Source organism: Tardiphaga sp. 841_E9_N1_2, assembly GCF_051811065.1.
In the GTDB taxonomy this organism is placed as follows: Bacteria; Pseudomonadota; Alphaproteobacteria; order Rhizobiales; family Xanthobacteraceae; genus Tardiphaga; species Tardiphaga robiniae.
Map to the genome: position 1 here is coordinate 3,636,449 of NZ_JBPWQC010000001.1, position 18,361 is coordinate 3,654,809.

An 18,361-nucleotide genomic window follows, 5' to 3' on the forward strand; every position below is an offset into this window, starting at 1 on the left:
CGATCAGGCCGCCCGCGAGTGTGCGGCATCGACAACACAGGTGCCGGCGCCATCGTCGAAGGCTTCGCACATGCGCCGCGCCTCCAGCAGGTTATCCGCCGTCAGCACCTGCTGGGTCGATCCCCAGGCCACGGAGCCGCGCGCCAGCAGCAGCGTCTCCGGGAAATGCGCGCGCACCATCTCCATATCGTGCAACGCCGCCAGCACCGTGCGCTTTTCAGCGTGCCAGTGGCGCACCAGCGCGATCAGGTCGGCCGAAGTCTTCGCGTCGATGGCGTTGAACGGCTCGTCCAGCACAATCACCCGTGCATCCTGCAGCAGCACACGTGCGAACAGCATGCGTTGCATCTGGCCGCCGGACAGCGTGCCGATATTGCGGTTCTCGAATCCGTTGAGGCCAACAGCGGTGAGGGCCCGTCCAATTTGCTCGCGTGCGGTCTTGCCAAGGCCGCCGAATATCCCGGTCGTGCGCCAAAGCCCTGTGCCGACGAAGTCGAACACCGAGATAGGGAATGTGCGGTCGATGTCGACGCTCTGCGGCAGATAGGCGATGTCGCGCGCCTTCAGGCCGCCAAGTGTGATCGCGCCCGTCAGCGGCTTCAGGATGCCGACGATGCCGCGAAACAGCGTGGATTTGCCGGCGCCGTTCGGCCCAACCACCGCGAGCAAACTGCCAGCGGCGATCTCGCCATTGAGGTGATGCACCGCCGGATGCCGGTCATAGCCCAGTGTGACGTTCTGGAAAGCGAGCTGTGCTGTCATGACGGCCTCATCGCCAGCAGAACCACCGCCCAGAGCGCTGCGGAGACCGCCAGCGCAGCCCCCAGCCGTGCGGGCAACGTCATGCGCAGGATCGACCAGGGCGCGGGCTGGGCCGGATGCGGGCTTGCCGGGCCATGGCTGTGGGCATGACCGTGACCGTGCGCGTGACCATGGGAGTGGTCATGACCGTGGGAATGGGAATGCGCCATGAAATCGGGCCTGAGCCAGTGGAAACCCGGCGCCAAAACGCCTCACTGTCATTTATGTTATATTATAACATACCGCAAGCCCGGAGCGGATCAGGCGAAATGGCGGACCAGCGCCAGGCCGGCAAAGAGCCCGGCAATCGACAGCACCACCGAGCCCAGCACATAGGCCAGGGCGAGGCCCAATTCGCCGCGCTCATAGAGCACTGCCGTATCCAGTGAAAAGGCCGAAAAGGTCGTGTAGCCGCCGAGAATGCCGGTCATCAGGAACAGGCGCCAGGGCTGCGAGGCCTCGCCCTTGTAAGCCAGATAGCCGGCGATCAGGCCCATCACCGTGGAGCCAGTGATGTTGATGATGAAGGTGCCCCACGGGAACGCCGCTCCCATGCAGCGAGCGCAGGTCATGTTGATGACATGGCGCAAGGTGGCGCCAAGCCCGCCGCCGACAAAAACCAAAACATAATTCATCGAATACCCGCTGCGCTTGGTGGCTCCCGTCATTCCGTTTTGCCGCAGCGTGTCTGCGGCGGCAAGTCGCAGCGGGCCGAGCAAGACACGAAAACGTCACGACAACGAAAAAAGGCGGCAGCTTGCGCCACCGCCCTTCCCGCGCGTCATTAAACGCAAATCGAAAGCGATCAGACCGCCTTGCCGAACTGCTCGTCGACATATTCCCAGTTCACAAGGTGATCGACGAACGCCTTGAGATAGTCGGGACGACGGTTGCGGTAGTCGATGTAGTAGGAGTGCTCCCAGACGTCGACGCCGAGGATCGGGGTCGCGCCATGGACCAACGGGCTTTCGCCGTTCGCGGTCTTGGAGATTTCCAGCTTGCCGTTCTTGACCGAGAGCCAGGCCCAGCCGGAGCCGAACTGGCCAACGCCTGCAGCGGCGAAGTCGGTCTTGAACTTCTCGAGACCGCCGAGATCCTCGGTGATCTTCTTCTCCAGACGGCCGGGCAGCTTGTCGCCACCGCCGTTCGGCTTCATCCAGTTCCAGAAGTGGAGATGGTTGTAGTGCTGGCCGGCATTGTTGAAGAGCGCGGCATTCTTGCCGAACGAGCCCTTCACGATTTCTTCAAGCGATTTGCCTTCGAATTCGGTGCCCTTCAGCAGGTTGTTGCCGTTGGTCACGTAAGCCTGATGGTGCTTATCGTGATGGAATTCCAGCGTTTCCTTCGACATATGCGGCGCGAGCGCGTCATAGGCGTAAGGCAGATTGGGAAGCGTGAAGGTCATGGGTCAAGATCCGCAATAATGGGAGAGTTGGCTTAACGGGAACCCTTATAGAAGGTTCCGCCCGGCTCCGACACTCCCATCTTTGCGATCCCCGATCGCTTCGCGATCAGGCCGCGCTCGGCATTGCGGCGGAGACGGCATCGCGCCGCACTGGCGGCTTCACATTCATCAGCATCTGGAAGCATCCGGCGATCATCCCGATCACGACGGCGAATTGCCAGGCGCGATCATAATTGCCGAGATGCGAGAAGATCATGCCACCGCCCCAGGCGCCGAGGAAAGATCCTGCCTGATGGCTGAGGAAGGCGATGCCGGTGAGTGTCGCCATGAAGCGCAACCCGAACAGCTGCGCGACGAGGCCGTTCACCAGCGGGACCACGCCGAGCCACAGCGATCCCAGCACGGCTGCGAAGACCATGGTCGTGGTCGGCGTCGCCGGAAAATAGAAATAAGTGGCGAGCGCCAACGAGCGAACGATGTAAATTCCGCCGAGCAAAATCTGCTTCGGATAACGGCCGCCAAGCCAGCCAAAGGCATAGGAGCCAAACACATTGAACAGACCGACTATTGCCAGCGCGGTGGCGCCAAGCGACGCGTCGAGGCCGCAGATCGCCAGATAATTCGGCAGATGCGTGGTGATGAATACAAGCTGCAGGCCGCAGACAAAGAACGACAGCGCCAGCACGATATAGCCGGAATGGCCGAGCGCGGACTGCACCACTTCTCCCAAAGATTGCTGCAGCTCATCCGCCGGTGCGCGTTCGATCTTGTCGGACTGACCGGCAAACAGCGCAGCGGGGAGCATCACCGCAGCGAGGCCGAGAAAGCCGATCAGCGCCACTTGCCAGCCCGCCGTCGAGATCAGCGTCTGCGCCAGCGGCGACGCGATGACGAGACCGAGCGAACCGGCGGCCGACACAGCACCCATGGTGACGCTGCGCTTGGCAGCGGACACCGAGCGTGAGGCCACCGTCATGGTCATGCTCGATGCCGTGCAGGACAGCGCGAGGCCGACGCACAGGCCGGCGCCAAGCGTGAACACCAACGGCGTGGTCGCGACCATCATCAAGACGAGACCGGCGGCATAAATCAAAACGCCGGTGATCATCACGTGACGGGTGCCGAAACGATCGGCGATGGCGCCAATGAAAGGCTGCGAGATGCCCCAGATGACGTTCTGCAGAGCTGTAGCCAGCGAGAAGTCGGCGGTGGTGATGGCGGTGTCGCGCAGAATCGAGGGTTGAAACAGGCCGAAGCTCTGGCGCATGCCCATGGCCAAGCTGAGCAGCGTCGCCGCGCCGGCCAAAATCGCCCAGCGCTGGTATTTGGAGAGCTCCGCCTCAGTCATTCCAACGTTTCCTTGATCCCTAGAATATTATTCTCAGATAAGCACTGGATTCGACAGGTTTACTACCCTCGGACCGACCTATAAGGGCTGCACAAAGCGCAGAGGTGGCGACCGAAATGAGCATCGAAATCGAGATTGTGACCGGCGATGCCTCATGGCCGAGCGTCAAACCGCTGTTCGACCTGGTTTGGCCGCGCGAGGCGGTCGAGAAACTGCCCTGGGGACACGTGGTCTTCGCCTATCCCGAATTGCGGGTCATCGTGGAGGACGACGGACAGCCGGTCTGCCATGTCGGCCTGTATCGGCGCGAAGGCATATGGAAGGATCGCAAGACGCGGATTGGCGGCATCGGCGGCGTTGTGACGCATCCCGACTATCGTCGTCGCGGTCTGGCCAGTCTGGCGCTCACCGCCGCACTCCATACGCTGAAAGACGAACGCGCCACCGATTTTGCGCTGCTATTCTGTGAACCGCACAATCTGGATTTCTACACGCGCCGCAACTGGAAGCCGTTCATCGGCGAGGTCTATGCCGAACAGCACGGCGAGCGGGTACGCTTCGATGTCATGACGCCGCTGGTCTCCTACCTGAAGCGAGCGCCGCATGAAGGCGAGATGGACCTGTGCGGGCTGCCGTGGTGACCGCCACCGGTTGACCTGAGCAAGCTGCGTCAAATTGAATCGATCATGATCATTTGAGACACTGAGTAGTCTCAAACGCATCGCCGCGGCATTGCACAAATCCCATTTCTTGTTATGCAGACCGCCTGATCCGAGGAGACACGCATGGCCGCCAGATTCACTGTTATGATCGCATTGCTGGGTGCAGTGTTCGCAGGCTCCGCTGCGCAAGCCCAATCGGGCGGCGAAGCAACGGGTGTCTGGCAGACCCAGGCCGGCGATGCACAGGTGCGGGTCAGCAAATGCGGCACCATCCTGTGCGGCACCGTCGTTTCGCTGCGCGACAAGATCGATCCGCAGACCGGCAAACCGCCGATCGACGACAAGAATCCCGATCCCGCGCTGGCCAAGCGCTCGATGATTGGCATTCATCTCTTCTACGACATGCGCCCTACCGGAGCGAACACGTGGTCGGGCCGGATCTATAATGCCGATGACGGGAAGATCTATACCAGCAACGTGGCGCTGGTCGGCCCTAACACGCTGAAGGTCGAAGGCTGTGTCGGCGCATTCTGCGGTGGCGAGAACTGGACCCGCGTCGGCCGGTAACTCAGTTCGCTTCTCTCAGACTGACATGGCCTTCAACGCGGTGGCCGCCGAGGCATAACCGCCGCGCGCGCCGTCGATGAAATGAACGTGATCGCTGCGGATGGCTGACGGCGTGAAACACGTCATCATCGCCGCATCCTGCCGATGCAGGCCATAGCGCACCGTTCCTTCCGCGGCTGCCGTGACAAGATGCTGCTCGAGCGCACGTTCGAGATCGGGTGTGCAATCCAGGATCATGCGCAGGCTATCGTCGTATTTGCGGAAATCCGAGTTCTCGACCAACTGCTGCACATAGGTCTTCGGCACGAAGCCGCCGACGCTAATGCCAAAACGCATCAACACAAAAACGAACAGCGTTCGCGTCGTCACCCAGATACGAAAGCGCGAAAGCGATTTCGCGCCGCGGCCAGCTCGGATTTCGTAGCCGAGACCCGCGGGCGGCCACGTCATCGCGGGACCGCCTGCGGGTACGGGACGGCCCGCATTTGGACTGCGTTCGACCAGCGCGATAATGTCTTCGATGACGCGGCGAAATGCGGATGGCTCGGCGCCCGCTGCGGCCGTCACCAGCACCGACAGGATCAAACCGTGCGCCGATGGAATTTCCTCGAAACGACATGAGAGCCCGGAGAGATCGGGATAGGTCCCGACCGGTGCCGGCGTCACCGCGAATTCACCGCGCTTCATCGCAGCTTCCGCCCAGCCCAAACCGCCACCGGAGAACATCGCATAGGACACGTTGTTCGATGGACCGAAGCGCGCCACGCGCACATCCAGCCCCTGCGCGCGGATGTCTTTGATCGGCACCAGGGCCACGCGCATGACGAGATCGAGATCGTGCTTCACCCAGGTGGCCGTCGCCGCCAAAGCCCCGCGGGCGCGATCGAGATCGTCCGGTGAGACTGCGAAGCTCGCGCCATCGCCGCCGAACACGAACGGGAATTCGCGGCCGTCCAACGCGTTGGTCACGGCAGCAATGACGGCAGCGCCGGCCATGTTGACGGCCTTGTAGCGCTGTTCGGCGATGGCCTTGGTGGATTCGACGATATCGGCGACGCCGATGATCCAGTCATCCGGCAGCGGCTTGTACAACGCCGGGTCCATCACCCGGTCGAAGCCGTAAAATATTGAAATGCCGTCGTAAAACGCGCTGACGCCGGTGGTCATGGTGTGAAATGATCCTGCGCCAACGTTGCGTCAACCCAATGACACTCCTGAGGCAGAACTCATAGCACGCAATTTCGACAGACGTGCGGTATCAGCAGTCCAAAGTCGTCTGCCGCTCCCATTCGGTGAGCTGACGGCAGTGCTCATTCCAGTCGCTGTGTTTGAGCTTGAGGTACGAACCGACCACGGCCTCGCCGAGTTGATCCTTCAACACGTCGGATGCTTCGAGCGCACGCAATGCATCGAGCAGGTTTAGCGGCAGCTGCTTTGCCTTCGGTACCTTCGCGCCTTCCGTATACATATTGATGTCGAGCCGCGGGCCGGGATCGCGGCTGTTGGCCATGCCGTCGAGGCCGGCGGCCAACAGTGCCGCAGGCAGCAGATACGGATTGACCGCGCCATCGGGCAGACGGAATTCAAAACGGCCCGCATCGGGAATGCGGATCATATGCGTGCGGTTGTTGCCGCCATAGGTCACCGTGTTCGGCGACCATGTCGCGCCCGAGAGCGTGCGCGGCGCATTGATGCGCTTGTAGGAATTCACCGTGGGATTGGTGATAGCGCAAACCGCTTCGGCCGAATGAACGAGGCCGCCGATGAAGTGATAGGCGGTCTTCGACAGACCGAGTTCACCGGCCTCATCTTCAAATACGTTCGAGCCGTCCTTGGTCGACCATAGCGACGCATGGACGTGGCAGCCGTTGCCAGTGAGATTGGCAAACGGCTTCGGCATGAAGGTCGCCTTGTAGCCGTGCTTTTCGGCAATCGACTTGACCATAAACTTAAAGAACGCGTGGCGATCGGCGGTCTTCAGCGCGGTGTCGAACTCCCAGTTCATCTCGAACTGGCCGTTGGCGTCTTCATGATCGTTCTGATAGGGCTTCCAGCCGAGCGCAATCATCGCATCACAGATTTCGGCGACGATCTCGTAGCGCCGCATCAGCGCCTGCTGGTCGTAGCACGGTTTGGCCTGCTGATCGGCGGGATCGGAGATCGCGGTACCGTCCGGCGAGATCAGGAAGTACTCGCATTCGACGCCGGTCTTGAGTTCGACACCCTGCTCCGCCGCCTTCCCAATGAGGCCTTTCAGCACCTGACGTGGATTCTGCGCCACGGGCTTGCCGCCCATATAGAGATCGCCCGTAACCCAGGCGACGCCGGGCTTCCATGGCAGCAATGTGAGCGTATCCATGTCCGGCATCACGAGGACATCGGGGTCGGCTGGCGTCATATCGAACCAGGCTGCAAATCCCGCGAAACCCGCGCCGGACTTTGCCACGCCGTCCATGGCCGTGGCCGGCACCAGCTTGGCGCGCATGCCGCCGAACAGATCGACAAAGGCAATGAGGAAATATTTGAGATCGTGTTGCTTGGCTAGTTCGGTCCAGGTCGTCATTGACACACGCTCCGAAGGTCATCCAGCCATAACGGCTCGTTAGATATTGCTGCCGGGGATCCAGTTCGTTCCAGCGAGAGGGACCCTCGCCATGGCTGCCGACTCCATTGTCAGTGCCACCAGATCTTCCGGTTCGAGATTGTGGACGTGGCTCTTGCCGCAGGCGCGTGCGATGGTCTGCGCTTCCAGCGTCATCACAGAGAGATAGTTTGCGAGCTTGCGGCCGGCGATCACGGGATCGAGCCGCGCGGCCAGCAAAGGATCCTGCGTGGTGATGCCAGCGGGATCGCGGCCTTCATGCCAGTCATCATAAGCGCCGGCGGTGGTACCGAGCTTCTGGTATTCGGCTTCCAATGCCGGATCGTTATCGCCGAGCGCGATCAGTGCGGCGGTCCCGATCGCCACCGCGTCCGCGCCGAGCGCGAGACACTTCGCCACGTCAGCGCCATTGCGGATGCCGCCGGACACGATGAGCTGCACCTTGCGATGCATGCCGAGGTCCTGCAGCGCCTTCACCGCCGGCGGAATCGCGCACATGGTCGGCAGGCCGACATTCTCGATGAAGACGTCCTGCGTCGCAGCCGTGCCGCCCTGCATGCCGTCGAGCACGATGGCATCGGCGCCGGACTTCACCGCGAGCGCGATGTCGTAATACGGGCGTGAGGCACCGACCTTCACATAGATCGGGATCTGCCAGTCGGTGATCTCGCGCAATTCCTGGATCTTGATCTCCAAATCGTCAGGCCCGGTCCAGTCCGGATGCCGGCAGGCCGAGCGCTGGTCGATGCCGACGGGCAGACGGCGCATGCCGGCGACGCGCTCGGTAATCTTCTGGCCGAGCAACATGCCACCGCCGCCGGGCTTGGCGCCCTGCCCGACCACGACCTCGATGGCATCGGCCTTGCGCAGGTCATCCGGGTTCATGCCGTAACGCGACGGCAGCACCTGATAGACCAGCAGATCGGAATGACCGCGCTCCTCCGGCGTCATGCCGCCATCGCCTGTCGTGGTCGACGTGCCCACCGCCGACGCGCCGCGGCCGAGCGCTTCCTTGGCGGGACCCGACAGTGCCCCGAAGCTCATGCCGGCGATGGTAATCGGAATCTTCAGATGAATCGGCTTCTTGGCGAAACGCGCGCCGATGACGACATCGGTGGCGCATTTCTCACGGTAGCCCTCGAGCGGATAGCGGCTGATCGAGGCGCCGAGAAACAGCAGGTCGTCGAAATGCGGCAGCTTGCGCTTGGCGCCGGCGCCGCGGATGTCATAGATGCCGGTCGCGGCCGCACGACGGATTTCCGCGATCGCAGCATCGTCGAAGGTCGCGGACTTGCGCGGCGGCGTATGGATCCAGCGGTCTTGCGCGCTCATCAGTATGATCCGACGTTATCGATGTGGAAGTGATAGAGCTTACGCGCCGAGCCGTAGCGCCTGAACTCGTCGGGGCTGACGCCTTCGACGCCGGCTTCATCGAGCAGCCGCCTCAACTCGGTCTTGTGTTCGTCCTTGAGCGGCTTCTCGATGCAATCCGCCCCAAGGCTGGCGACGGAGCCGCGCACATAGAGCTGCGCCTCATAGATGGAGTCGCCGAGCGCCTCGCCGGCATCGCCGAGCACCACGAGCTTGCCGGCCTGCGCCATGAAGGCCGAGAGATGGCCGACAGAGCCCTTCACGACGATATCGATACCCTTCATGGAAATGCCGCAACGCGCGGACGCATTGCCGTCGATCACCAGCAACCCGCCATTGCCGCTGGCGCCAGCAGCCTGCGAGGCATCGCCGGTGACATGCACGCGGCCCGACATCATGTTTTCGGCGACACCCTGCCCGGCGTTGCCGCGCACGGTAACGCGCGCCTGCTTGTTCATACCGGCACAGTAATAGCCGACGTGTCCGTCGATCTCGATCTCGACCGGAAAATCGAGACCGACCGCGATATTGTGCTGGCCGCGCGGATTGGTGACGGTCCAGTGTGTCTCGTTGGTGCTGGGTGTCAGCCTGTGCAGAGCGCCGTTAAGTTCACGCAGCGGCGACGAAGCGAGATCGACCGTGGGCATCAGTGACGCTCCCACAAATAGACTTTGGCGGGTTCGGGCTCCCAGACCCTGGCGACATCGATACCCGGCAGATCGACCAGCGCACGATATTCGGTGCCGAAAGCAACCCAGCGATCTGTCTCGGCCATCACGGCCGGCTTGCAGGCGATGGGATCGCGCAGCACGCCGAATCCTGACTCGGTGCCGATCACGAATGTGTAGAAGCCGTCGAGCGCGGACAGCGACGACGTCATCGCGTCCTGCAGCGATGCGCCTGCCGCCATCCGCGAACTGATATAGCCCGCGGCGACCTCGGAATCGTTTTCCGTGCGGAACGTCATGCCCTGGCGGATCAACTCGCGGCGAACGTCATTGTGGTTCGACAACGAACCGTTATGCACGAGGCACTGGTCCGTGCCCGTGGTGAAGGGGTGTGCGCCATTGGTTGTCACGGCGGACTCAGTTGCCATGCGCGTATGACCGACGGCATGGGTGCCGGTCATCGCGTTCAGGCCGAAACGCTTCGCCACATCGGCGGGCAGACCGACTTCCTTGAATACGGCCATGCGCTTGCCGCGCGCGACCATATCGACATCTTTCAGGCCGAGGAGCGCAGATGCGACGGCAGCCTCGCGATCGGTGGGGATGCTGATGACGGCGTGAGTATCATGCACCTGATACGCAATCGGCGCACCGGCGACCTTGCCAAGCGACGCCACCAATGCAGCGAAATCAAACGACGGCGCGGCACGCAGCGTCAGCTTGATCTGTCCGACATCGCCGTCGCCATAGACTGCAAAGCCTGCCGAGTCCGGGCCGCGATCGCTGAGCGCTTCGAGCATTCCGGACAACAGCCCGCCAAGCTCAGGCGCGAGGCTTTGATCTTTCAGAAACAGACCGGCAATGCCGCACATGGCTCGCGTCTCGCTCGTTGAATGCGCGAGGACCTTGCCCGAAACAAAACCGCCATGTCAACCACAGAGAAAATAGTTTTCCTGACAAGAAATATTGCTATTGTCGGGAAATCAACGCTGCAGGAAACGCCATCGTGAAAGCGAAACCGAAGACAACGAAATCATCGCCCGCGCGCTCAAAGCTGGAGGAGCTGCGCACCGGTTCGAACGCGCCGCTGGAAGTCGGTGGCTCGCTGGAATCCAAGATCGGCAATGAAGTGCGGCAGCTCCGCAAGGAGCTGGAGCTGACGGTGGCCGAGCTCAGCACATCGGCGGGCATCTCGACCGGCATGCTGTCAAAGATCGAGACCGGCAGCATCTCCGCATCACTGGGCACGCTGAATGCACTCTCAAAAGCGCTCAACGTTCCGATCTCCAGATTCTTTCGCGAGACTGAGGAAGAGCGCGATTGCTCTTTCGTGAAAGCCGGTACGGGCGTCAAGATCGAGCGACGCGGCACCAAGTCCGGCCATCACTATCAACTGCTTGGCCAGTCGATCCACGGCGAGCTCGGCGTCGAGCCCTATCTGATCACGCTGAACGAGGATGCCGAGGCCTATAGCAACTTCCGCCATGCCGGCGTCGAGATGATCTACATGCTGACCGGCAAGGTGCGTTATCGCCACGCCGATCAGACCTATCTGATGGAGCCCGGCGACACGCTGTTCTTCGACGCAGCCGCGCGGCACGGCCCGGAAGAACTGGTGAAGGCGCCTATGACGTATTTGTCTGTGATTATTTATCCGCGGCGGAGCTAGGCCTCACTTCGCCTTGCTCTTCCCCGACATCCGGTCCTGCGACGGTGGCACATCGAAGGCCCGCCGATACATCCGTGCGAAATGGCTGGCGCTGGCGAAGCCGCATTCGGCCGAGACCTCGACCACCGGCATGCTGGTCTGCTGCAACAGCGCGCGGGCCTTGGCGAGACGCAGGGTCAGGTAATGCTGCTCGATGGTTACGCCGAGATGCGCGGTGAACAGCCGCTCGAGCTGGCGCACGGACACACCGGCCGCCTTCGCCAGCTCGTCGCGCGGCGCAGGGCTGGCCAGACGCCGTTCCATCACGGTGATCGCCGAGAGCACGGCGCGATTGCTGGTGCCGAGGCGCTCGCGCAATGAAATGCGCTGGCTGTCGTCGCCGAGACGCACGGCGGTTTGCAGAAACCAGTCACTGACTTTCGCTGCCAGTGCCTGGCCGTGATCGCGGCGGATGATGGCATGCATCATGTCGAGCGCGGCGACACCACCGGCGCAGGTGAGCCGGTTGCTATCGATCTCGAACAGCGTACGCGTCGGCTCGATCTCGGGAAAGGCCTCGATGAATGCATCGAGATGCTCCCAATGGATCGTGCAGCGAACGCCATCGAGTATGCCGGCCTTGGCCAGAATGAACGGCCCACCGGAGACGCCGCCGATGGCGCAGCCCGAGCGCGCGAGGCGACGTAGCCACGCCAGCGTCTTGGCATCATCGAAACCAGCGGGATTGCCGCCGGCACAAACCAGCACCGTGTCGTAACGCACGCTGTCGGCAATGGTGTGATCGGACGCCACCGACAATCCGTTCGACGCCAGGATCGCGTCGGCGCCGGTCGAGATCTGCAGCCACTGATACAGTTTCTTGCCGGCCAGCACATTGGCGGCGCGCAGCGGTTCGATCGCCGAGGCGAAGGACATCAGCGCGAAGCCGTCGATCAGGAGAAAGCCGACGCGGTGGGGCTGGGCCATAGATTTGAAGACTCAGTTTCCGCGCCCGTTCAGATCATAGCTGCAGCGTTACGCCCACTCGCCCTTGCGGAACACAGGCACGCGACGGCCGTCGGTGTCGACGCCGTCGATGTCAATCTCGCCGGAGCCGATCATCCAGTCGATATGGATGAAGCTCTTGTTGCCGCCCTGCGCCGCGATCTGCTCGGGCGTGAGATCGCCGCCATTGACGAAGCACTTCGAATAGCACTGGCCGAGCGCAATGTGGCAGGCGGCATTCTCGTCGAACAGCGTGTTGTAGAACAAGAGGCCACTCGCCGAGATCGGCGACGAATGCGGCACCAGCGCCACTTCGCCGAGCCGACGCGAGCCTTCGTCGGTGTCGAACACCTTGTTGAGCACTTCCTCGCCGCGTGAGGCCTTCGCCTCGACGATCTTGCCGTCCTCGAAGCGCACCGCGATGTTGTCGATCAGTGTGCCCTGATAGGATAGCGGCTTGGTTGATCGGACATGGCCGTTGACACGCGCAGCATGCGGTGTGGTGAAGACTTCCTCGGTCGGGATATTGGCGTTGCAGATGATGCCGTTCTTGGCGGTCGACGCGCCGCCTTCCCATTCATGGCCGTCGGCAAGACCCACCACAAGATCGGTGCCCGGCCCGGTGAAATGCAGCGCATGGAAGCGCTGGCCGTTCAGCCATTCGGTGCGGCTACGCAACGCAGCATTGTGCTTGGCCCAGGCGGCGATGGGATCGGCATTGTCGACGCGCGACGCCGCGAAGATCGCGTCCGCAAGCTTCTGCACGGCGACGTCGTCTTCGTCACCGGGAAACACCTGCTTGGCCCAGGACAGCGTGGGATAAGCGATGATATTCCAGTTGATGTCGAAGCCGGCGATCTTCTGCAGCGCCGGCTGATAGGCGATGGAATTCGCCTTGCTGGCGCGCGAGACCTTGGCGGGATCTTCGTTCGACAGCAGCATCGGATTGTCGCCGACGATGGCAAGGCGCGCGGTGTTGTTGCCGAGCGCTTTGGCCATGCCCTCATAAAGCCAGCCGGCGGCGCGATCGAACGACACATCGTGGCCGTAGCGGTAGCGCGCCAACGTCATCTCTTCATCGGAGAAAAACGGCGTCACCAGGCCTGCGCCGGCCTTGTAGGCATGTTCAGCGATCTTGCGCACCAGCGGCAGCGCCGCGGCGGGGCCAGTCAGCAGCAGATCCTGCCCCGGCGCCAGTTGCAGCCCAACTTTCACGGCGACTTCGGCCAGACGGTCGAGCTTCACGGGATCGATGGGGGTGGACAAATTGCGCTGGTGAACGGTCATGCAGAGGCCCTGACTGATGTGGAAGTGGCTGGACCGAATGTAGGCGCAGATGCGCCTTGCCGCCAGCCGGTCCGCCGCAGGGCTTACCGGACGTCTACGACAGCCCGGACTGCGGGACGAGGGCCTGGTAATGGGCCAGCGCGTAAAGCCTGATCGCCGAGGACAGGTTGTTCTGCTGTCGGTTCTTGTCGATCTCGCCGACGAGCTGCGACATCGTGATCCGGCGCATGCCGGCGATCTCCTTCAGCGCCGTCCAGAACGCCTCTTCAAGACTGACGCTCGTCTTGTGTCCGGCAACGACGATCGATCGCTTTACGACGGGTGATTTCACCGCGCCTTCTCCATTTCCACCCAGTGATCGGTTTCTTTTCAGCCAGCTTATACGGATTGAAACCTGCGGCAACAGATCAGATCATCCAACCTTAGACGAGTACTCGCACACAACCTCTCGATCACGACACAACCTCTACGGAACTATCGAGACATTGCCTTCGTGGCGCGCATTGGGCAGAAGCAGCATAGCGCACGCCTCTGGATCAAACTTCCCGATCGTCTCGATGAATTCCGCCACGCCTGAACTCCCCGATGCCCAGCACGCCGCTGATCAGATCCATCGCTGGATGAAGGAGCACGCCGTCTTCGCGCTGCTGATGGAGCATTCCGACAATGCATGTTCTGTGCTGCGGCAGTTTGCAACGATCAACCGCAACCATGGCCAGCATGACGTCGCTATCGACGCGCTTCTTGCTGCACTTGCACTGATGCCGACGGACGTCACCGCCTGGCGTGAGCTCGCGACGGACTATCAATTGAGCGGTCGCGACGAACTGGCGGAAGCAAGTGCGTTGCGCGCGCTCGCCATCGATCCGGACCACGCGACGACATGGCTGCAATATGCGAGCCTCGCCTACCGGCTGCAGCGTATCGATGATGCTGAAGCGGCCTATCTGCGCGCTCTGTCGGGCGATGCCTCGCTTGGCGACGCTCATCTCGGCCTGGGCGTGCTGTATCTCGGCTCCCGCCGTCCCGAGCAGGCGATCATGCATCTGCAATACGCACTATCCTGGGGCGGCATCGACGCGGTCACGTATCTTTGCCTCGGACAAGCCTTCTACATGGCCGGCCGGTTTGGCGAGAGCGCCGATGCCTTGGCAACCGCAAACGGCTTTGTGCCGCTGGAAGGCGTGACACTGCGTCTCTACGCCCGTGCGCGTACCTTTGCCTCGATGCTGGACGGTGACATTCAGGGCGCCATCGACCGCTACCCGACGCTTGCGGAACAAGAGACCGAACCACTGGATGAGGTCTTGCGCACCGCATTCGCGTTGTTCAGCGCCTATGGCATGCATGAAGCCGCTGCCACGGTCGGACATCTGCGACTGGAAGGCCAGCCGGACGATCCTGTCCAACGCTACTTGCTGGATGCCGTCGGTGGACAGACACATGATCGCGCGCCGGCAGCCTATGTCGAAGCGCACTTCGACGAATTCGCCGCAGGCTTCGACAGCAAGCTTGTGGACATTCTTGGCTATAAGGTGCCGCAGCAACTCGCCGATATGGTTGCGTCGTGCCGACCGACACTCGCGACCATTCTGGATCTCGGCTGCGGAACGGGGTTGGCTGCAGAGCCACTCGGGCGGTTCGGCGCGCGACTGACCGGCATCGACCTGTCGGGGAAGATGCTCGCCATCGCAACACGGCGGAACGCCTATCACGACCTTATCAAGGCCGATGTCGTGAGCTATCTCGCGGACAGCCCGCGCAGCTTCGACCTCGTCTTCGCTGCCGATCTTCTGATCTATCTCGGCCGGCTGGAAGAACTCATCGGCCTGATTGCGCGCGTGCTCCCTGCGGGTGGCCTCTTCGCAGCAAGCATCGAGGACGCGGGTCACGGCGACTTCACGTTGCTCTCGTCAGGCAGGTTCGCCCATAGCGAGACATATTTCGAAACCTGCGCCGCGAAGGACTTCGAAATCGCATGCAAGGAGAATTCCGAGCTGCGCCTCGAAGCAGGGCGCCCTGCCCTCGGCACGCTTTACGTGCTGCGTCGCCGTGCCCGGCCGAGCACCGAGAACGGCCAGCTCACTACCGCAACAAACCACCAATAAATTGACGAGATCTTCGCCAGCGCGCGTCCGCCTTCGAACCTGTTGTCTGCACAGATCGGGAGCCACCTCGAACCTGAAGCGCACCGCACAAGATTTAATCACCTGCCTAGGAAATCAGTAATGCCGCTCGTTTTAATGGCACGACTGATCTGCGACAGCCGAGCTCATTTAGAAATAGTCGAAAAATCAGAATGTTAGACGACAGGTACGTTGGCACGCCATTTGCTAATAATATCCACGTCAATGATGACCGCCGTCCGCCGGATGCTGAAACCGCTGCTGGTTTCAAGCGCAGGGACACAGCTCGCTTCCTGATTGTCAGGTGCGAAGCGGTCATCGTGACTCCATCCCTACCGGGTTTGGTGTGCGAGTTCCTGTTTCCGATCGACAGCGGTCCAAACAGGTTTGCACATGCTCGATCAACCGAACGCAAAGAAGCAGAAGCTCGTCATCCTCGGCAACGGCATGGCCGCCGGCCGCGTCATGGACGAGCTGTTCGCACGCGCACCAGACCGCTACGACGTAGTGGTGTTCGGCGCGGAGCCGCGTGTTAATTACGACCGCATCATGCTGTCGCCGGTGCTCTCCGGCGAGAAGGCATATGACGACATTCTGATCCACACCGATGAGTGGTACGCAACCAACAAGGTTGATCTCAGGCGCGGCGAACTCGTCGTCGCGATCGATCGCGTTGCGAAAACCGTCACCACACAGGCCGGCGCAGTCGAGACTTATGACACGCTGATTATCGCAACCGGCTCGAAGCCGATCCTCATTCCGGTACCCGGCGCGGAACTACCCGGCGTCGTCACCTATCGCGATCTCGACGACGTCAACTTGATGCTCGATGCAGCTGGCAAGGGCGGCCACGCCGTCGTCATCGGCGGCGGCTTGCTCGGCCTCGAGGCTGCAGCCGGCCTGGCCATGCGCGGCATGACAACGACCGTTGTCCATCTGATGCCAACACTGATGGAGCGCCAACTCGATCCCAACGCCGCCTATCTGTTGCAAAAGGCGATCGAGGCGCGCGGCATCGAGGTGCTGACCGGAGCCAACACAGCAGCCATCCTCGGTGACACATGTGTCGAGTCAGTCCGGCTCGACGATGGTCGGACCCTACCGGCCGATCTCGTCGTGATGGCGGTCGGCATCCGCCCAAACACCGCACTCGCCAAGCTCGCCGACCTCAACGTCAAGCGCGGTATCGTCGTGGACGATCATCTGCGGACCAGCGACGACAGCATCTGTGCGGTCGGCGAGTGCGTCGAGCATCGCGGCCAGTGCTACGGCCTTGTCGCGCCCCTGTATGACATGGCGAAGACCCTCGCGGCGACCCTCGCCGGCGAAACCGTAGACGGCTATATCGGCTCGACCACCTCGACCAAGCTGAAAGTCACCGGCGTAGATCTGTTCTCGGCCGGCGATTTCGCTGAAGGCGACGTCAAAGATGAGATCGTGCTTCGCGATCCTGCCCGCGGCATCTACAAGCGTGTCGTCCTGCGCGACGACCGCATCATCGGCGCGGTGCTCTATGGCGATACGGCCGACGGCTCGTGGTATTTCGACCTGCTCAAAAAGAACGTCGATATCGGCGCCATGCGCAACGCTCTGATCCTCGGCCAGGCCTATCAGGGCGGCGTCGCACTCGATCCGGTCGCTGCTGTTGCAGCGTTGTCGGACGATGCCGAAATCTGCGGCTGCAACGGCGTGTGCAAGGGCGCGATCACGCAGGCGATCACCGCACACGGCCTCACCACCCTCGACGATGTGCGCGCCCGCACCAAGGCATCGGCCTCCTGCGGCCAATGCACGGCGAAGGTGGAATCGCTGCTCGCGGCCACGCTCGGCGACAATTACTCCGCCGCCGGCCGCAAGCCGATGTGCAAATGCACCGACCTCACCCACAGCGAAGTCCGTGGCTTCATTCTCTCGAAGGAGTTGAAGTCCGTTCCCGCCGTGATGCAAGAATTGGCGTGGAAAACTTCCTGCGGCTGTCCGTCCTGTCGCCCAGCGCTGAATTATTACCTGCTCTGCGCGTGGCCGGGCGAATATACTGACGATGCGCAGTCGCGATACATCAACGAGCGTGTCCACGCCAACATCCAGAAGGACGGCACCTTCTCCGTCGTACCGCGCATGTGGGGTGGCCTGACTACTCCTGACGAATTGCGCGCCATCGCCGACGTCGCCGACCGCTTCAAGATTCCGACGGTGAAAGTCACCGGCGGCCAACGCATCGATCTGCTGGGCGTGCGCAAGGAAGATCTGCCCGCGGTGTGGGCGCAACTCAACAGTGCGGGCCTCGTCTCCGGCGCAGCCTATGCCAAGGGCCTGCGCACGGTGAAGACCTGCGTCGGCTCCGAATGGTGCCGCTTCGGCACGCAGGACTCGACTGGTCTCGGCGTCAAGCTCGAACGTTTCATGTGCGGCTCATGGGCGCCTGCGAAGGTAAAGCTCGGCGTTTCGGGCTGCCCGCGCAACTGCGCGGAATCCACGGTGAAGGACATCGGCGTGATCTGCGTCGAGTCCGGTTACGACATCCACATCGCCGGTGCGGCGGGCCTGCATGTCCGCCAGACCGATCTGCTCGGCCATGTCGATACGGAGGACGAGGCGATCGAGTACATCGCTGCCTTCATGCAGATGTACCGCGAGGAAGCGGGCTATCTCGAGCGCGTCTGGAAGTGGGTCGAAAATGCCGGCCTCGACAAGGTACGCGCGGCGATCATGGATGATGCCGACAACCGCCGCGCGCTGCTGGCGCGCTTCGAAAAATCACAGCGCGCGGTCCGCAGGGATCCCTGGGCCGAACGCGCCGCCGGCCGCGAACAGCATGAATTTACGCCGCTCGCAACACTCAACTCGATTATAGCCGTCCCGGCAGAATGA

The 18,361-nt window shown here is 62.1% G+C and carries 18 protein-coding genes; 5 read left to right on the top strand and 13 right to left on the bottom strand.

The annotated features are described in order from the left end of the window. Window positions 1–3: 3 nt before the first annotated feature. From AB8A50_RS17500 to AB8A50_RS17520, 5 genes are all read right to left on the bottom strand, one after another. Entirely contained in the window at window positions 4–762 is a 759-nt protein-coding gene (locus AB8A50_RS17500; RefSeq protein ID WP_439078434.1) for a metal ABC transporter ATP-binding protein, read from the bottom strand. Continuing rightward, entirely contained in the window at window positions 759–971 is a 213-nt protein-coding gene (locus tag AB8A50_RS17505; RefSeq protein ID WP_439065090.1) for a hypothetical protein, read from the bottom strand. Before AB8A50_RS17505 ends, AB8A50_RS17500 begins: the two co-directional genes overlap by 4 nt. Window positions 972–1,061: 90 nt before the next feature. After that, window positions 1,062–1,436: a fluoride efflux transporter CrcB gene (gene crcB, locus AB8A50_RS17510; protein WP_089265774.1), complete on the bottom strand. Its 375-nt coding sequence runs from the start codon at window positions 1,434–1,436 to the stop codon at window positions 1,062–1,064. 170 nt (window positions 1,437–1,606) lie between these two features. After that, window positions 1,607–2,206, bottom strand: a complete 600-nt coding sequence (locus AB8A50_RS17515; protein WP_093757222.1) for a superoxide dismutase — start codon at window positions 2,204–2,206, stop codon at window positions 1,607–1,609. 106 nt (window positions 2,207–2,312) lie between these two features. Next, window positions 2,313–3,554 (bottom strand): MFS transporter, encoded by a 1,242-nt coding sequence (locus AB8A50_RS17520; RefSeq protein ID WP_093757223.1) that lies wholly within the window; start codon window positions 3,552–3,554, stop codon window positions 2,313–2,315. A gap of 116 nt (window positions 3,555–3,670) precedes the next feature. Here AB8A50_RS17520 and AB8A50_RS17525 point away from each other — a divergent pair, with 116 nt between their 5' ends. Both AB8A50_RS17525 and AB8A50_RS17530 read left to right on the top strand, forming a co-directional pair. Next, entirely contained in the window at window positions 3,671–4,195 is a 525-nt protein-coding gene (locus AB8A50_RS17525) for a GNAT family N-acetyltransferase (RefSeq protein ID WP_093757224.1), read from the top strand. A 144-nt stretch (window positions 4,196–4,339) separates the two neighbouring features. Next, on the top strand, window positions 4,340–4,783 hold the full coding sequence (locus AB8A50_RS17530; RefSeq protein ID WP_092145969.1) for a DUF2147 domain-containing protein: 444 nt from the start codon (window positions 4,340–4,342) through the stop codon (window positions 4,781–4,783). Between the two features lie 15 nt (window positions 4,784–4,798). Here AB8A50_RS17530 and AB8A50_RS17535 read toward each other — a convergent pair whose 3' ends face one another. The 5 genes from AB8A50_RS17535 to AB8A50_RS17555 form a co-directional block, all read right to left on the bottom strand. Then, window positions 4,799–5,950, bottom strand: coding sequence for a DUF3095 domain-containing protein (locus AB8A50_RS17535; protein ID WP_439074591.1), 1,152 nt, complete (start codon window positions 5,948–5,950; stop codon window positions 4,799–4,801). 91 nt (window positions 5,951–6,041) lie between these two features. Next, complete coding sequence (gene glnT, locus AB8A50_RS17540) at window positions 6,042–7,346, bottom strand: type III glutamate--ammonia ligase (protein WP_439078435.1); 1,305 nt, start codon at window positions 7,344–7,346, stop codon at window positions 6,042–6,044. Window positions 7,347–7,385: 39 nt separating this feature from the next. Then, window positions 7,386–8,717 (bottom strand): FMN-binding glutamate synthase family protein, encoded by a 1,332-nt coding sequence (locus AB8A50_RS17545; protein ID WP_093757228.1) that lies wholly within the window; start codon window positions 8,715–8,717, stop codon window positions 7,386–7,388. Next, window positions 8,717–9,403 (bottom strand): protein glxC, encoded by a 687-nt coding sequence (locus tag AB8A50_RS17550; RefSeq protein WP_439078436.1) that lies wholly within the window; start codon window positions 9,401–9,403, stop codon window positions 8,717–8,719. Before AB8A50_RS17550 ends, AB8A50_RS17545 begins: the two co-directional genes overlap by 1 nt. Continuing rightward, window positions 9,403–10,296 carry a class II glutamine amidotransferase gene (locus tag AB8A50_RS17555; protein WP_439078437.1) on the bottom strand — a complete coding sequence of 298 codons (894 nt, stop codon included), beginning with the start codon at window positions 10,294–10,296 and terminating at the stop codon, window positions 9,403–9,405. Before AB8A50_RS17555 ends, AB8A50_RS17550 begins: the two co-directional genes overlap by 1 nt. A gap of 134 nt (window positions 10,297–10,430) precedes the next feature. Here AB8A50_RS17555 and AB8A50_RS17560 point away from each other — a divergent pair, with 134 nt between their 5' ends. Then, window positions 10,431–11,093 (top strand): XRE family transcriptional regulator, encoded by a 663-nt coding sequence (locus tag AB8A50_RS17560; protein WP_115032930.1) that lies wholly within the window; start codon window positions 10,431–10,433, stop codon window positions 11,091–11,093. A gap of 3 nt (window positions 11,094–11,096) precedes the next feature. Here AB8A50_RS17560 and AB8A50_RS17565 read toward each other — a convergent pair whose 3' ends face one another. From AB8A50_RS17565 to AB8A50_RS17575, 3 genes are all read right to left on the bottom strand, one after another. Then, window positions 11,097–12,059, bottom strand: coding sequence for a GlxA family transcriptional regulator (locus AB8A50_RS17565; protein ID WP_439078438.1), 963 nt, complete (start codon window positions 12,057–12,059; stop codon window positions 11,097–11,099). Window positions 12,060–12,107: 48 nt separating this feature from the next. Further along, window positions 12,108–13,364: an aminopeptidase gene (locus tag AB8A50_RS17570; protein ID WP_439078439.1), complete on the bottom strand. Its 1,257-nt coding sequence runs from the start codon at window positions 13,362–13,364 to the stop codon at window positions 12,108–12,110. A 94-nt stretch (window positions 13,365–13,458) separates the two neighbouring features. After that, a complete protein-coding gene (locus AB8A50_RS17575; protein ID WP_089265762.1) occupies window positions 13,459–13,695 on the bottom strand; it encodes a ribbon-helix-helix domain-containing protein in 237 nt (78 codons plus the stop codon). Between the two features lie 226 nt (window positions 13,696–13,921). Here AB8A50_RS17575 and AB8A50_RS17580 point away from each other — a divergent pair, with 226 nt between their 5' ends. Both AB8A50_RS17580 and nirB read left to right on the top strand, forming a co-directional pair. After that, window positions 13,922–15,472, top strand: a complete 1,551-nt coding sequence (locus AB8A50_RS17580; protein WP_439078440.1) for a methyltransferase domain-containing protein — start codon at window positions 13,922–13,924, stop codon at window positions 15,470–15,472. A 411-nt stretch (window positions 15,473–15,883) separates the two neighbouring features. After that, window positions 15,884–18,361: a nitrite reductase large subunit NirB gene (nirB, locus tag AB8A50_RS17585; RefSeq protein WP_439078441.1), complete on the top strand. Its 2,478-nt coding sequence runs from the start codon at window positions 15,884–15,886 to the stop codon at window positions 18,359–18,361.

What these genes read in the sequence shown, in the direction of transcription:
- AB8A50_RS17515 (WP_093757222.1), bottom strand. Translation starts at nt 2,206, where the DNA reads ATGACCTTCACGCTTCCCAATCTGCCTTACGCCTATGACGCGCTCGCG.
- AB8A50_RS17565 (WP_439078438.1), bottom strand. Translation starts at nt 12,059, where the DNA reads ATGGCCCAGCCCCACCGCGTCGGCTTTCTCCTGATCGACGGCTTCGCG.
- AB8A50_RS17570 (WP_439078439.1), bottom strand. Translation starts at nt 13,364, where the DNA reads ATGACCGTTCACCAGCGCAATTTGTCCACCCCCATCGATCCCGTGAAG.
- glnT (WP_439078435.1), bottom strand. Translation starts at nt 7,346, where the DNA reads ATGACGACCTGGACCGAACTAGCCAAGCAACACGATCTCAAATATTTC.
- AB8A50_RS17530 (WP_092145969.1), top strand. Translation starts at nt 4,340, where the DNA reads ATGGCCGCCAGATTCACTGTTATGATCGCATTGCTGGGTGCAGTGTTC.
- AB8A50_RS17580 (WP_439078440.1), top strand. Translation starts at nt 13,922, where the DNA reads ATGAATTCCGCCACGCCTGAACTCCCCGATGCCCAGCACGCCGCTGAT.
- AB8A50_RS17500 (WP_439078434.1), bottom strand. Translation starts at nt 762, where the DNA reads ATGACAGCACAGCTCGCTTTCCAGAACGTCACACTGGGCTATGACCGG.
- AB8A50_RS17535 (WP_439074591.1), bottom strand. Translation starts at nt 5,950, where the DNA reads ATGACCACCGGCGTCAGCGCGTTTTACGACGGCATTTCAATATTTTAC.
- AB8A50_RS17555 (WP_439078437.1), bottom strand. Translation starts at nt 10,296, where the DNA reads ATGTGCGGCATTGCCGGTCTGTTTCTGAAAGATCAAAGCCTCGCGCCT.
- AB8A50_RS17545 (WP_093757228.1), bottom strand. Translation starts at nt 8,717, where the DNA reads ATGAGCGCGCAAGACCGCTGGATCCATACGCCGCCGCGCAAGTCCGCG.
- nirB (WP_439078441.1), top strand. Translation starts at nt 15,884, where the DNA reads ATGCTCGATCAACCGAACGCAAAGAAGCAGAAGCTCGTCATCCTCGGC.
- crcB (WP_089265774.1), bottom strand. Translation starts at nt 1,436, where the DNA reads ATGAATTATGTTTTGGTTTTTGTCGGCGGCGGGCTTGGCGCCACCTTG.
- AB8A50_RS17520 (WP_093757223.1), bottom strand. Translation starts at nt 3,554, where the DNA reads ATGACTGAGGCGGAGCTCTCCAAATACCAGCGCTGGGCGATTTTGGCC.
- AB8A50_RS17550 (WP_439078436.1), bottom strand. Translation starts at nt 9,403, where the DNA reads ATGCCCACGGTCGATCTCGCTTCGTCGCCGCTGCGTGAACTTAACGGC.
- AB8A50_RS17525 (WP_093757224.1), top strand. Translation starts at nt 3,671, where the DNA reads ATGAGCATCGAAATCGAGATTGTGACCGGCGATGCCTCATGGCCGAGC.
- AB8A50_RS17505 (WP_439065090.1), bottom strand. Translation starts at nt 971, where the DNA reads ATGGCGCATTCCCATTCCCACGGTCATGACCACTCCCATGGTCACGCG.